Origin of the sequence: Rhizobium sp. TAL182, assembly GCF_002117725.1 — a bacterium.
Taxonomy (GTDB): Bacteria; Pseudomonadota; Alphaproteobacteria; order Rhizobiales; family Rhizobiaceae; genus Rhizobium; species Rhizobium esperanzae.
This window is the reverse complement of the sequence record NZ_CP021024.1, coordinates 1,121,556-1,133,984: the sequence shown is the minus strand read 5'-3', so window position 1 is coordinate 1,133,984 and position 12,429 is coordinate 1,121,556. Positions and strand designations below refer to the sequence as shown.

15 protein-coding genes and 1 pseudogene are annotated in these 12,429 nt (G+C 61.7%); 1 reads left to right on the top strand and 15 read right to left on the bottom strand.

Going from position 1 to position 12,429, the window contains the following annotated elements:
- Window positions 1-7: 7 nt before the first annotated feature.
- From Tal182_RS32620 to Tal182_RS05705, 5 genes are all read right to left on the bottom strand, one after another.
- Window positions 8-247 (bottom strand): hypothetical protein, encoded by a 240-nt coding sequence (locus Tal182_RS32620; RefSeq protein WP_245344851.1) that lies wholly within the window; start codon window positions 245-247, stop codon window positions 8-10.
- Entirely contained in the window at window positions 147-395 is a 249-nt protein-coding gene (locus tag Tal182_RS32130; protein ID WP_164517763.1) for a hypothetical protein, read from the bottom strand. Before Tal182_RS32130 ends, Tal182_RS32620 begins: the two co-directional genes overlap by 101 nt.
- A 1-nt stretch (window position 396) precedes the next feature.
- Window positions 397-1,365 (bottom strand): peptidoglycan-binding protein, encoded by a 969-nt coding sequence (locus Tal182_RS05715; protein ID WP_085858519.1) that lies wholly within the window; start codon window positions 1,363-1,365, stop codon window positions 397-399.
- Between the two features lie 29 nt (window positions 1,366-1,394).
- A complete protein-coding gene (locus Tal182_RS05710) occupies window positions 1,395-3,536 on the bottom strand; it encodes a hypothetical protein (protein WP_245344820.1) in 2,142 nt (713 codons plus the stop codon).
- A gap of 309 nt (window positions 3,537-3,845) precedes the next feature.
- Window positions 3,846-4,403 (bottom strand): acyltransferase, encoded by a 558-nt coding sequence (locus Tal182_RS05705; RefSeq protein WP_085858518.1) that lies wholly within the window; start codon window positions 4,401-4,403, stop codon window positions 3,846-3,848.
- A gap of 160 nt (window positions 4,404-4,563) precedes the next feature.
- Here Tal182_RS05705 and Tal182_RS05700 point away from each other — a divergent pair, with 160 nt between their 5' ends.
- The gene (locus Tal182_RS05700; RefSeq protein ID WP_125461459.1) at window positions 4,564-4,797 is read left to right on the top strand and encodes a hypothetical protein; all 234 of its coding nucleotides are present in this window, start codon (window positions 4,564-4,566) and stop codon (window positions 4,795-4,797) included.
- On the opposite strand, the gene Tal182_RS05695 is transcribed toward Tal182_RS05700, so the two are convergent.
- From Tal182_RS05695 to Tal182_RS05650, 10 genes and pseudogenes are all read right to left on the bottom strand, one after another.
- The gene (locus tag Tal182_RS05695) at window positions 4,794-5,591 is read right to left on the bottom strand and encodes a hypothetical protein (RefSeq protein WP_085858513.1); all 798 of its coding nucleotides are present in this window, start codon (window positions 5,589-5,591) and stop codon (window positions 4,794-4,796) included. The two genes, Tal182_RS05700 and Tal182_RS05695, sit on opposite strands and share 4 nt — an antisense overlap.
- Window positions 5,588-6,319: pseudogene (locus Tal182_RS05690) on the bottom strand (hypothetical protein); the annotation flags it as partial. The pseudogene Tal182_RS05690 and the gene Tal182_RS05695, both read right to left, overlap by 4 nt.
- A gap of 297 nt (window positions 6,320-6,616) precedes the next feature.
- Window positions 6,617-7,495: a hypothetical protein gene (locus Tal182_RS05685; protein WP_085858511.1), complete on the bottom strand. Its 879-nt coding sequence runs from the start codon at window positions 7,493-7,495 to the stop codon at window positions 6,617-6,619.
- A 15-nt stretch (window positions 7,496-7,510) separates the two neighbouring features.
- The gene (locus Tal182_RS05680) at window positions 7,511-8,299 is read right to left on the bottom strand and encodes a putative phage tail protein (protein WP_085858509.1); all 789 of its coding nucleotides are present in this window, start codon (window positions 8,297-8,299) and stop codon (window positions 7,511-7,513) included.
- Window positions 8,289-9,371, bottom strand: coding sequence for a baseplate J/gp47 family protein (locus tag Tal182_RS05675; protein ID WP_164517762.1), 1,083 nt, complete (start codon window positions 9,369-9,371; stop codon window positions 8,289-8,291). The genes Tal182_RS05680 and Tal182_RS05675 overlap by 11 nt, the downstream gene beginning before the upstream one ends.
- A complete protein-coding gene (locus Tal182_RS05670) occupies window positions 9,343-9,879 on the bottom strand; it encodes a phage GP46 family protein (RefSeq protein ID WP_094299089.1) in 537 nt (178 codons plus the stop codon). Before Tal182_RS05670 ends, Tal182_RS05675 begins: the two co-directional genes overlap by 29 nt.
- 3 nt (window positions 9,880-9,882) lie before the next feature.
- The gene (locus tag Tal182_RS05665; RefSeq protein WP_085858505.1) at window positions 9,883-10,134 is read right to left on the bottom strand and encodes a hypothetical protein; all 252 of its coding nucleotides are present in this window, start codon (window positions 10,132-10,134) and stop codon (window positions 9,883-9,885) included.
- Window positions 10,135-10,283: 149 nt separating this feature from the next.
- A complete protein-coding gene (locus tag Tal182_RS05660; protein WP_085858502.1) occupies window positions 10,284-10,745 on the bottom strand; it encodes a phage baseplate assembly protein in 462 nt (153 codons plus the stop codon).
- On the bottom strand, window positions 10,742-11,794 hold the full coding sequence (locus Tal182_RS05655; RefSeq protein ID WP_085858500.1) for a phage baseplate assembly protein: 1,053 nt from the start codon (window positions 11,792-11,794) through the stop codon (window positions 10,742-10,744). The genes Tal182_RS05660 and Tal182_RS05655 overlap by 4 nt, the downstream gene beginning before the upstream one ends.
- A 9-nt stretch (window positions 11,795-11,803) precedes the next feature.
- Window positions 11,804-12,427 (bottom strand): hypothetical protein, encoded by a 624-nt coding sequence (locus Tal182_RS05650; RefSeq protein WP_085858498.1) that lies wholly within the window; start codon window positions 12,425-12,427, stop codon window positions 11,804-11,806.
- Between the last annotated feature and the right edge of the window lie 2 nt (window positions 12,428-12,429).

Genomic DNA, 12,429 nt, shown 5'->3' with positions numbered 1-12,429 from the left:
GAAGCGCTCATTCGGCAGTTCTGGCAAGGCTATCGCCATGCAGCCCACACTCCTTGTGAGACCAGACCCCGCCGGCGCAAAGCCGCACCACGGTACGGTCGATCTTCCGCTGATCGGCATCGGTGGCGCCGCGTGCACCGATCAGATCAGTTCCGACGACCCGGCGCAGGCCCGACACATCTGCCGGCCCCGAAGTCCCACACCCTGCCAGCATCGCGGCAGGCATCATAATCAAGCACGCTTGCATCAGCAGCTTTGCCCGCTTCATTGTTCTGCCTTTCGATGGCGGCCCGCACGCTGTCGGCGCCGCTCTCACGGATTTTGTGGATGATGAACAGGACCGCGCCGAGCGCGACGGCGCCGGCGATGATCTTGAGCGTGAGGCCGGAAAACATCTCAGCTCTCCACCGCCGAGCGGATATCCTTAATTGCCGCGATGATGTAGTGGCGCAGCACAAGGCCGCCGATCGACACCGCGATCGCTGCCACGATGATCACCAGCAGCGCCCGCCAGTCGAAGCCGGTCAGTGCCGCCAAGCCGAGGCCGCCACCGCCACCGAAGGCGCTGCCAACCCAGCCGAGCAGGCTGAATTTCTTTTTCACCACGCCCTCGACAGCATGCGGCACAACTGCCTTCTCTTCGACGACAGGCGCCGCCATGATGCCCGCCGCCGCCATCGGCACGCCGTCGGCCGCCAGCAGCGCCTTGTGCAGGGCCGCGCGCGTCTTCGGGCCGATATCGCCGTCAGCGTTCAGGCCGCTCGCAGACTGGAACTGCCTGATTGCATCGGGCGCATAACCGAGTACGACGAGGGAGAGCCGCGCCAGATGGTCGACGCGATCCGCAAAGCCGTTCATGCCGCCATTGATCTTCTTGGTGATCGTCTCGACGTCGCCCTGGTCGGCCCAGCGGTTCAGGTTGTGAGTGTCCCAATAGTAAAGGGCCGAAAGTCCTTCCCAAGGATCGGTATTGATCCGATCCGGATTGGCGACGAAATCGGGCGGCTTCAACCCGCGATCGTCGCACCAGTCATGAAACGCCTTGACATTGGCTGCGCCGGTGAGCTGGATCGGTCCGCGTCCGGCATACTTCTTGCCGTCGCCGTCGAGCGCAGGCGTGTTGCCGAGATCCGTGCGGGTATCATAACGTTTCTGCGCCGGCGTCGGTCCCCAGATCTCGCGATCGTAGCGAAAGTCGCCGCTTTCGTGCATCAGCTGCGCCAGATACTGCACCAGGCGATGCAGCCGGTTCATCCCGAATTCGTCACCGTAGCGGTCGAGTGAGACGAGGACGGACTTCATGTTGCTTTCGTTCACAGGGCCTTTCGCGGCCGCGCGAATCTGCTGAGCGGTGATACGGCTCATGGTGGTCTCCGATGTAAGGATAAAAAGCTTTACGCCGCGATCAGCTTCGTCTTTTCAGACTGAGCAATGCCGTTGACGATGCGGTCGATCATGATCGGGTAAGGATGGACAAGTGATATCGGCGTCGAGGACTCTTGAAGCGCAGCCGATGGCCTCACAACCGAGCCGGCAGGCAGCACCACGGCGCTGGACCCCTGATATGTGATGACATTGCCAGAGATGCTGGCGATCGTCTGAGTGCTCAGCCGGGCGATGCCGTCAGGCCCGGAGTAGATGTTTATCTGCTGCTCCGGCCTGAAGATGCTGGCGTCGGCGACCGTGATTTGATTGTAGGTTACCACACCGTCAGTTCCGGCTTGGGTGGTCAATGTCGTGCTGGGCAGTTCCAGCATGCCCGGCCATGCGCCACCCTTGTTCGCGGACGCGAACGCGGCGTAAGTGTCGATCGCCTCGTCGCAGCAAGACGACGTCTTGGCGAGAATATCATTGCGGAGCCGCCACTTCCCGGAAGCGTCCGTCGCGTCTGCCGGCCATGTGTTATTGGCGGCATAGTTTGTAAACGCGGCGTCAAGGCCGAGATCGTTGGCGCGAATGGTTCCGGTTGCCGGCGACGTGCCGCCAGCGAAATTGTAGGTGAATGTCGTGGCGTCAACCACGGTGATCACGACGTTGCCGTTGTAGGCGGTCGGCGTTGCGCCGGAAATGGTCAGAGTCTGCCCAGATCGCAACCCGGCCGTAGATGCCAGTGTTGCCGTTGCGACGGTGCCCACCGAGGTAAGCGACGTCAAGGTTTTCTGCGTTTCTGTGCGGCCGAGCGGCGGGAACGCCACGATCTTGACGCCGGGATATTCGGCGCGGATGCGGGTCACCAGGCTGCGGTAGTTCGTGTTGAACCACGTCGAATAGACCGTCGACGTGTCATTCTGCCCCATCTGGTTTGCAACGACGGTAAAGGGCCATTTGTTGCCGTTGAAGCCAATGATCTCGCGGATGATGTCCCTGCGCCTGGTCGCGATCGAGGATCCGCTTCCGGTATATTCGCGAACAGAGCCGGCGCCCGGCATACCGAGAAAGCAATGAGGAATGCGGCCGATGCCTCCGTCTTTGTCGAGCCAACGGCGCGTCCAGCCGAGATTGCCACGCGCGTCGGCTGCAGCGCTGAACTCCTGCCGCGCTTCGCCGATGCTGTCGACGAAGCCAAGCACGACCGGCCGACCATCCCAGTCGCCCTTGGCGAGCATGAAGCCGTCAGGTCCGTAATATTGCGGCTGCGCCTGCGTGCCGTAGCCGGTATCGAGCGCCGGCGTACTGTCCGCCAGAGGATCGGCCATGAAGCCCAGGAGCGAAGCATTGTCGTTCGCACCCCAGATCCTTTCGCCGCGATGCTTTTGAACGCGGTAGATCGGCCATATCTTTTCGCCGACGGCGGTGTGATAGAACGTCCAAAGCTCGATGTCGCTTTCGGCCGCTACTTTCGCGGTCATCAACTCGTCCGTCCATTGCCCGTTTGTCTGGTCCGCGACGGTCACGCCATTGTTGCCGCCGAATTTACACTGGTAGAAGACGCCGGCAATTCGGGCATACATGGCGTCGACGATGACGGAATTCCCCGGGGTGCCGACGGTACCGGTAACGACCGTCTCCTGCGGTGAGTTGCCGCCTTCCGTCGAGGCGAAGCCCGGAAGATGGAACTTGAACGATCGGGTGACGTATTGCGGCGAGCTGATGACGATCTTCGAGCAGAAATAGTTCGTCCCGGCCGCGGCCGTCACGATGGCGCCAGAGGGCATGCGAGCGCGCGTTGCGAAGAACATGTAGCGGTCCGGATCAACAGCCGGCGCCGCATCTTCCTTCACCAGGGTAAACCGTGTTTCCCGCGGGCTATTAATGGCCTCGGGCAGCGTTTCCCGCACGAAGATGGTGATATTGCCGGCAGAAGACGCGGATGGCCCCACGACGAGGTTGTCGCCATCGATCAGGAACCTGCCGTCGTTGGGCACGATGGTCAGGGTGGATCTGTCGGTACGGTTCCCGATCGTGCCGATGATCACGCCTGGCTCGTCATTCGTGTCGAACGGGAAGGCGCTCAGCGTCAAAGGCTTGAGCATGGTCATGACCCCGGGCACGCCGTTGGCGCCCGCTCCGGAGGAGACGCTAAATCCGATTTCCATGGATGATCCTGTTTTTGCGGCAGCGCCGCTATGCAAAATTCTGCTTTGCTTGCCGCATGAACGGCGCTAATTGTCTCGGACGTTTGATGTTGCCTAGACCATTGAAAGTGTAAACGGATGCCTTCATCGAAAATTACAGCAATGGCACGCGCCATCCATGAAGCCCGGGCAAAGCGGGAGCCCGGATGGAAAGGCACATGGCAAGATTGCGTTGAGGAGGCAGAAGCTGCAGACAAGGCAGCTTATGATAGTCGACCTGTTCGCTATGACGCGTCGGAAGACTTCAGCCACCACGAGCCAATCTGAAGTTTATTCCCGGTACTTTACGACCTTTGCCGGTGATCCAACCGCTATCGCATATTCAGGGATGTCGGTGAGAACGACAGAGTTCGCACCGATCACGGCTCCGTTGCCAATCTTGACGTTCATGAGGATCTTGGCACCGGCACCGATCCAGACATCGTTGCCTATCTCAACGAAGCCGATATCAGCTTTCTGAAGACGGATCGGCTGGTCACGCCGCATGCCGTGACTGTGATCAATGATCTGGACATCGGAACCGATCAAAACATCACTGCCTATTGAAATCCGATTTTTCGCGGTGATGATGTTGCGTCGGCCGATAACCGTGTTGTTGCCTATGAAGACCTTCGGTTCCGGCATCGTCAGCTGAAAAAAAGCCTCGTCCTGGATTGTCACCCCAGAACCGACTTTTAGGACCGCATGCCTCACCATGCGGAACTCTGCGCTACGCTTTACCACGAGGTCGTCACCGGCCTCTGTGAAATAGCGAAAGCGCTTATAGGCGGTCGTGATCCGCTGGATTATCCCGCCGCGGTTTCGGTATGATGCTTTGTCGGTCTTCATGGCAGCTCCCCGTCGAAGCTCCTACTACGAAACCCTTCCGCATGGGAAGTATAGCGATTTCGACTGAGGTTGGAATTGACCGCCCGAAGTGATAGCGTATGCACCTGACAACCGGGCGTTACATTCAATGATTTTTGAGCTTCTCAACCGAGCCGCATATTTGTTCGACGCCATCCCGAGACGGCTGATCGGCGTCCTGTTTCCAGAGACCCCGAAGCCAGAGGATTATTACTGGTCGAAATACGACCCGATCTTCGGACAGCCCAAGGTACGCTTGGTCGACGGCACTTGGTCACGTAACGGTCAGATGTGGCGGCGGCGAAACGCTAGCGGCAAGTGGGAATACCGGCAGGATCCGGAAACGGCCGAGGAGGCCATGGATCGCGTCATCTAGGGGGTATTGCCGCTGAACGGCGCGCCATTGTACGTCAGAGTAGCCCCCGCCATCGCAAAGCATCCCTTGGCATCAAAAGAGCCGCCCGTCGCCACCGTGATATTGACCGGCCCACGGAAAGTCACATCCCGAAGAACAAGCTGACTTGTCGCGTCAACGGTGATGTTGGCATAGGCGATTTGCCCGCCGTCGATCATGATGCCTTTCGAATTATAGATCTGGATACCGCCCTGATCCGCGCCAGCCTGGCCACCAATAAAGTTGCAGCCGCCGAGGTAATGTCCAAGCGTCACATTCTGACAGGACAGATTGTATTTGTTGTGCCGCGAATTCCAGCCAACGACCGAGCCATGGGCATTGTTCGGGCCTGCCGGGTTGGCTCCAATCAGCAAGCCAACTGAGCAGCGCGTGGTCTGGCCATTCACGAGGTTGCTGTTGCCACTGTCGACGACAACGCCGAAGACACAATCAGATACGTTTGCCTCGCTGACGAAGACGCCTTCCCCTGCGTCATGCAGCCAAATGCCACGGAAACAGTGGGAAACCCGGCCGCCACGGATTGATCCCCCATCCTGCCATGAGGGCGTTTGCGAGACATCGATGCCGTTCGCAACCTGTTTGATGATTGGGTCGACGATGGAGAAGGCCTTTGACTGCTTGACCTTGGTGCCGAAGGACGGGCCATCCACCGGGTTCTCGTCATCGCCATATCCCAAATAAAGTGGACCTGAGCCGACAAGGTCGAAGCCCGATAGCCGGAATTCAGGGACATTGGTGAAATCGATGCTGTTCATGAAATTCTCCCGCAAGGAAAGTGGAAGCCATCAGTCCATACCCAGATGTTGCCGGCACCGCCAGCGACGTGCCTCACCTGCTTGTTTGTGTTCGTCCAGATCTCACCGGAGCCGATGGCGTAACTGCTCGCCACCTGAATAGCACCGGCATTGCCGCCATCACTGGTAACGCCGGCGACTAGAACCCCTTGGGCCGGATCGTGAATAAGAACGGCATTGGTCGTCGAGGATGACTGGAACTGGAACCGCAGCTTCGCTTTTGCCTTCACGCCATTCGGAACTGTCAGCGCCAGGAGCGCCGATGCAGTCGATGAGGCTAGGTTGACAGCGTCCTTGACCGGCGTGGTGAAGGTGTATTCGTCACGCGGGTACATCGTGAACGGGCGAATATTCGAACTTCCATCTGTCAGCACCACGCCAATACATTTGACGATGGTGTAGCCCGCGAGCAGCGTCGTGGTGACGCCGCCAATCGTTGGCGAGGTCGAGAGAACAACGTCAAGCGATGCATCGGCTGTCTTGCGCAGCGCATAAGCGAAATAGGTAGCTCCAGCAGCGACGGCTCCCGCGTCCAGGCCGCCGCTCCCGGTTCCCGCCGCCCAAGTGGCATTGATGCGCTTGGTGATGCTGCTGCCGCTGGAAGCGAAGACAGAGCCTGACCGGACAGACATCGCAGCAAAATCGACGTGCGTGTTCGGGTTGGCTCCATTATTCGACAGGAGGCCGCCTTCAGTGACGCTTGGAATTACAAGAGCGGCGAATGACGCGGCAACATCAGCTGAATTTGCTTTTGCGGCCAAGGCGTTTGTAACAGTAGTCGCGTAGTTTGGATCATCACCTAGAGCGTCCGCGAGCTCCTTGAGAGTATCCAAGGCGCCTGGCGCGGCATTGATCACGAGGTCGAGGATCTGCCCAACCGTGAGCTTTCCCGAAACCCCGGCGTTCGAAATTGGCACCCAGGCTAAGCGTGATGGCGCGCCAAGAGGTAGGTCCTCGATGAGGATATCAGCAGGCATGTCGGCTCCTCACGCAAAATGCAGCACGTTGATTGCGATTAAAGTCGCCATGTCCCGAACGATGATGATCGACGAGCCGTAGCGGGTCGAAACATTGGAGAGGACATAGTCGCTATCGGCGCCGTTCTCGTTCGCGTCGACGCGGACCACGTCGACGACGGTAAGAGGTGTGCGAGCCAAGTTGCGCGTCACGCTCGTCGTGCGCGTCGCGACGTTCGCACCAGAATTCGTCTGGCAATTGCCGCTGTCGAAAATCGAACCGATGATCTTGTTCAGGTTCGCCAGATTGGTGATCGTCGCAACATTGCCGGCGCTGGTGACGACGCGCGCCACCAGCATGTTGTCGTAGGCGCTGTCGAAGCTCACATCGGTTTCAGCGAGCGCGCCCGGATTATAGGCGGCATCCGCCAGGTCCTTCAGCTGAAAGCCGTTCGTTGGGTTCCAGCGAAGATGATAGGTCTTGTTGGCGACGGTCGCAAAATCCGTCTGCACGGTCGTTATCGTGAAGATGCCGCGATGCATGAAATCATAGCCGGCGGGTACGCGAACCGTCCCAGTCGACGGCGAGGTGACCGGAATTCGGCCGTCCGAGGTCAGGACCTCGGGAAAGATCGGCAAACGCGCACGCGCCGCCGGCATCAGCACGTAATTGCTCGTGTCGCCGGCACCCGTCGCTGCGTCAATCAGGTATTGAATAGCCTGCAGCAATTGCGTCAGGTCGGCATTGGAGCCTGAAATGCCGGCCGCTGCGATAACGGCCATGATCTCGCGCTGCGGATACTCGATCGCAGCGGCCGGCGGAACCGACCCCTTCGTCGCGGCCGCGGTGTTGCGGTCGACATAGGCGGCATTCGGATCTGCGCTTCCGTAAGGGGCGTTATATTCCATTTCTTCCTCGTCGGGTTAAGGCAAGGCAACGGTGATGTGGTTGCCGTATTCGGTGACGATCGGCCGCCCGCCCTCGATCACGAGGCGCGCGTAATTGATCCAGGGCTCAAGCACCGGCAGCGTCCACGCCGGCGCCATCTTCCGCAGCATGCAGAGGATCTCTTCGGCCGCGCCCAGCGAAAACAGCGGGTCGTATCCGCACTCGCTGGCGCCGCACTCGAAATAGCTGATACCGGCATCCCGAACGCGGACGATCCAATAGGTCTCCTCGATGTAGGAGCCGACCGTGTGCTTGCCGCCGCATTCGGAGAAGCCGCATTCGAACAGCGCCGGTTCTTCGATTTCGATCTCGAAGCCATAGTCGAGCGCCAGGCGGATGAAGTCGCCGGGCGTATTGACCGCGTCGGCCCGCACCTTCCGTCCCAAGGCAACGAGGCGCTGCGCCGTTGTCATCTCGCCGGTGAAACAGGCTTCCGGCAGACCATAATCCGCCTCCCATTCCGGCAGCAGCTCCGATGCACCCTGAGAGATCGCTTCGCGCGTCAGCCTGAAGGCGCGCGAATAGAGCCATACGAAGCCGTCGATCAGCACGCGCACGAAGCGCGCCAGCATATGGGTGAGCGGCATCGCCTCGCCGTCAGGCGTTCCCCACGCCGCGCCCTGCGGCAGCATGGTCAGCGCCGAGGAGATGAGGTCGTCATTGACGGGGGCCGCCAGCGCATCGAACGGGGCCGCCACGCTCACAGTGCCGAAGGCGGCGGCGGGGTCCCGCGTGATCGTGTTGAACGCGGAACTACGCGCCATAGGTGATCGTCCCCAGAACTGGGTATTGCCCGTTGGTGTAGGTCACGTCGTCGAGCGGCCATGCCAGCACGTGCCGGTCCTCGCCCGTCACACCTGAAATGGCTTCCGAGATCCACGAGCGCGATAGCGTGAAGGTGTCGCCGGGGATACCAGGCCGCGACCGCTCTACCAGCATTTCGGTCACCGCCGCGGCGATCGCGTCGCGCACCGTCTGGCTGTCCGTCGCAAGTCCATCGATCGTCAGCGCGAGCGGCGCCGGCGTCGGCGCGACGGCGACGCTGTCGTCGATCCGGATCAGCCGCTTCGCGTCGATTGCCGCTTGGACGATCAGGACGTCGCCCTCGGTCGGGATCAAGTTCGGGCGGCCTTCGAACAGGAAGTAGACCGCAATGAAGCCCGGCGCCAGCGGCTGGCGAAAGGCCCACGCCTTGACGACGCCGGGCACATCGAGGGCAATCGCCTCATAGTCGGTGAGCTTGCCGCCGCCCGGCGGGTTGGCCTTTCGGTAGAGCGTGCGCGCCCGCAGGCTGTCATCGCTCTCAGTGTCGGCTCCGCCGCCGATCCCCGCCGGGCCGACCAGCCACGCGGTGGAAAGATCAGGCCAGAGCACCGGATCTGCCAGCGCCATCGTGCCGTCAGCGTCGCGGTTGGTCGCTGCTCCAGTTGACTCTGCCACGACATTCAGGCTGAGCGCACCCAACGGATCGGCCGACGCCGGCGCGCTGGAGACATAGGAGATCGAGCCGGACACGAAACGTATGCCCGAGGGATAGGTGACGTTGGCCGTACCCGAGCCGATAATGACGCCTTGCGCTGCCGAAGCCGACTTCCGGTAAATCCCGAACTCGGCCGCGTGCTGGACGAGGAACTGCTTTTCGGCCGTCCTGGCGAAGAGCTGCTTCGACAGGTAGGCCATGCGCAGTTCGAATTCATGCGCCAGCGCCGCCAGAACCTTGGCCGTCACCGTCACGAAATTATTCTTCAGCGCCGTGTCGGTGCCAGGCAGATATTGCCGGAAGGCGCCGCGTACCCGAGCGGAAGCCTCAGAAAGCGAGCGGATCTGCCACGCCATCGATTTGTCTCCAGAGGAGTTCGAATTTGTTGTCGTAAAGCTTGGTGCCGTCGCGGCCATAGATCGAGACGGCGAGATCGAGCCGCTTCAGCGGCCGGTTGGCCGTCGCCGTCACATCGATGCGGGCTACGACGCCCTGGCTGAGCAACGGCTGCAGCGCCTCGCGGGCATAATCCTGCGCCTTGACTTCGATGCCATCGTAAAGCGCCGAGCGGCGCAGCAGCCAGAGTTTCGAGCCGAGCGGCGTCTCGCCCTCGGCCGTGTCGAAACTGTCGCCGATCCAACCCCGGTTTTCCACCCCGGACGGCAGCTCGCTAGCCTCGACTCGCCGGTCGGTCATCAACGAAATCAGCACCTGCGTCGCCAGGCCCTGCTCGGCGCGGAAATCGCCGGGCGCGGTCGGGTGCGTCAGCGGATTGAGGATCAGGTCGCCGGAAATGCCATTCCAGCCGAGATCCGGCGCGCGGTAAGGCTCTTCGGCGTCATCGGCTGGAATGATTTTCAGCATGGCTTAGTCGGCCGGCGTGAAGTCGACGAAGTAGGCCTTGCCCTTCTCGAAGGCATCTATCGCGCCGGGATTGGTGATCGACATTTCGATCTTTCCGGATGGCGTGTACTTCGACCAGCTTTCGTTGTCCTTGCCGTCGCCATAGGTGCCGAACACCGGCATCATCGTGATCATTGCATAGGGATCACTGCCGGGCGTTTCCGAATGGTTGATATCGGCGACGAAAAACTTTGCTCTTACGGTTGGTGCGCTCATGCGTCTTCTCCTTTGATCTGCCCGGAACCGCCGGGGCGCGGATCTCGACGGCGCCGCCAACCTGTCGGAGGATGGCCGTGGCGCCGTTTCGGCAGCACTGCTTTACGGATGGAAGCCGACGCCTCCAGCCGCGGTTGCTGCGACATTCTTCAATGCGTGTGATGCGGCGTGTTCCCGCCGTCGTCGATGATCGAGCCTGATGCGTGGATGTTGCCGTTGACCTCAAGGTCGCCGTTCAGCACGAAATCGCCGTTCAGCGTCCAGGTCCCGGCCGTCACGGTCACCGTGCGGCTGGCGGCGTCGATGACGATCCCGCTGCCGACGAACTTGATGATGTTGCCCGCTGCGTCGTAGATCGCCGTCCCGCCGCCGGGCAGGTCGGCCGGCCGGTGCGTCGGATGCTCGCCACCGACGATGAAGGCCTGGTCGGCGTCGCCGTTCGGGGCCAGCAGCAGCGCCTTCGCGCCTTTGACCGGCATCGAGGCGAAGCCGTGCGGCTCGATCCGGTGGATGCGCGTATAGCCGTCGTTGAAGAGCCCGCGCCCCGAAACGAACTGCTGCCCGCCCTTCTCGACATTCTCGCCGTCGAGCTCGATCCGCCGGCCGCTCATTGGTCCTCGTACTCCGGCGTGATCGCACCAGGTGCGGCATAGGCGCCGGCCGTCTTGCCGCGCGGGTTTTCGCCGCCGAGCGCGCGCGGATCGGCAAGCGACAATGTCGCCGTCGTTCCGCTGCCGCCGTCGGAACTGTCCTGTGTGAGCGTCACGCTCTTGATCACCATCATCCCCTCGATGCCGATCCAAGGATCCTCGACATAGACAAGCCAGTTGCGCTGCCAGATCAGGCCACCGCCGTCTCGCCAACCAATTGTCGTAACCGAGGCCGTGGCCGCGTAGCCGGCGCCGCGCTTCACCTGCCAGTCGGCCCGCTTCATGATCCGGTCGATCGTCGCTTCGCCTTCGTGGGGGATGATCAGCGGTCGCTTGCGCGAAACGCCGGTATCCCGTGCCACCGCCTCAGGCCGCAGTTGCTGCTTGTCCGTGCCGTCGGTCGACTGGCCGCGCACGCGGACTTCGCTATGCCGCCCATATTCGGTGATCGACGACGAAGCCTGCTCGATATTCTTGCCCCAGATCAACCCGCCGGAATGGGTTCCTTCCGGCTTCGTGGCGAGCTTCAGCTTTCCCTTCGGCGTGTCGTAGATCAGGATGCCCCGTCCGCGCGAGCGCCGCTCGATCGTCTCAAACAGCGTCTCGCCCGTCCGGAGCTTATGCCGCGGCTCAACGGGCAAGCTCCCATCGCTCTCGACCCCGACGCCGAGCGTATCGAAGGCCTTGGCAATGCCTGCGAGGTCCTGTTTCAGGACTTCGCCCGTCGGGTGATCGACCGAACATTCTGTCGCGTCGACCGTCCGCGAGACAACAGTGACCGACAGCTTCCGATCGTTCGCGTCGTGGCTCGGCTGCACGTCTCTGACATAACCCGTCAGCAGCAGGTCGCCACCCGCCTTGATCGTCACAGCCTGCCCCGGCCGCACCGGAACGCCACTGCCTGCCGGCACCAGGTCGATCGTGGCGTTGCGCACCGCCTCCTCTGCCGAGGAGGTGATCGAGATGGATTTGTAGGGCGGCAGGCCCGATATCGTCAGTTGTTCCAGCATCGGCCAAGCCTATGAGGCGAGCGCATCGAACAGCGTCGGCATCACCATCGGCGTCGCCGAGCCCGCCAGATCGATCAAAGCGCCGGCACGTGCCGCATCGCCATAGAGCTGGTATGCCAGCACGGTCGACGGCAGGGAAATGCCGGTCTCAATCCGGATGACCGGCGCCGCATCGGCGGCGATCTCGGAAATCAGCCGGCATGAAATGGCGGTCACTGCCGTCAGCCAGGCGTAGAGATCGGCGCCATCGCCGCCGAGAGTGCTGGCGCCCGCTGCCCCTGCGTCGCCGGCGGATGAAACCTGCGATCGCGCCCGCCGTGCCGCCGGCCGCGAAGGCCATTCCGCCCGACACCCGGCAATCGCCGAACCCATCGCAACCAAAATCGCGAAGGCCTGCGCCGTCTCGCCTGTCGCCGTCGCCGGTATCGAAAACCGGTCGAAATCTGCCGGCGCCGTCACGCTCTCGGCGATGATCCGCGTCAGCGCCAGCGCTTCGGCCGCGAATGCCGCCGCATCGAGACCAGGCGCAGCCGCAATCCGTGCAGTGACGTCAGCGAGATCGTCGACATCGCTGACGATCGTCGCCGACAGATCCGCCAGCCATGCCAGCACCGTCTGCCTGTCCGCTGCCATGA

What these genes read in the sequence shown, in the direction of transcription:
- Tal182_RS32620 (WP_245344851.1), bottom strand. Translation starts at nt 247, where the DNA reads ATGCAAGCGTGCTTGATTATGATGCCTGCCGCGATGCTGGCAGGGTGT.
- Tal182_RS32130 (WP_164517763.1), bottom strand. Translation starts at nt 395, where the DNA reads ATGTTTTCCGGCCTCACGCTCAAGATCATCGCCGGCGCCGTCGCGCTC.
- Tal182_RS05715 (WP_085858519.1), bottom strand. Translation starts at nt 1,365, where the DNA reads ATGAGCCGTATCACCGCTCAGCAGATTCGCGCGGCCGCGAAAGGCCCT.
- Tal182_RS05710 (WP_245344820.1), bottom strand. Translation starts at nt 3,536, where the DNA reads ATGGAAATCGGATTTAGCGTCTCCTCCGGAGCGGGCGCCAACGGCGTG.
- Tal182_RS05705 (WP_085858518.1), bottom strand. Translation starts at nt 4,403, where the DNA reads ATGAAGACCGACAAAGCATCATACCGAAACCGCGGCGGGATAATCCAG.
- Tal182_RS05695 (WP_085858513.1), bottom strand. Translation starts at nt 5,591, where the DNA reads ATGAACAGCATCGATTTCACCAATGTCCCTGAATTCCGGCTATCGGGC.
- Tal182_RS05685 (WP_085858511.1), bottom strand. Translation starts at nt 7,495, where the DNA reads ATGGAATATAACGCCCCTTACGGAAGCGCAGATCCGAATGCCGCCTAT.
- Tal182_RS05680 (WP_085858509.1), bottom strand. Translation starts at nt 8,299, where the DNA reads ATGGCGCGTAGTTCCGCGTTCAACACGATCACGCGGGACCCCGCCGCC.
- Tal182_RS05675 (WP_164517762.1), bottom strand. Translation starts at nt 9,371, where the DNA reads ATGGCGTGGCAGATCCGCTCGCTTTCTGAGGCTTCCGCTCGGGTACGC.
- Tal182_RS05670 (WP_094299089.1), bottom strand. Translation starts at nt 9,879, where the DNA reads ATGCTGAAAATCATTCCAGCCGATGACGCCGAAGAGCCTTACCGCGCG.
- Tal182_RS05665 (WP_085858505.1), bottom strand. Translation starts at nt 10,134, where the DNA reads ATGAGCGCACCAACCGTAAGAGCAAAGTTTTTCGTCGCCGATATCAAC.
- Tal182_RS05660 (WP_085858502.1), bottom strand. Translation starts at nt 10,745, where the DNA reads ATGAGCGGCCGGCGGATCGAGCTCGACGGCGAGAATGTCGAGAAGGGC.
- Tal182_RS05655 (WP_085858500.1), bottom strand. Translation starts at nt 11,794, where the DNA reads ATGCTGGAACAACTGACGATATCGGGCCTGCCGCCCTACAAATCCATC.
- Tal182_RS05650 (WP_085858498.1), bottom strand. Translation starts at nt 12,427, where the DNA reads ATGGCAGCGGACAGGCAGACGGTGCTGGCATGGCTGGCGGATCTGTCG.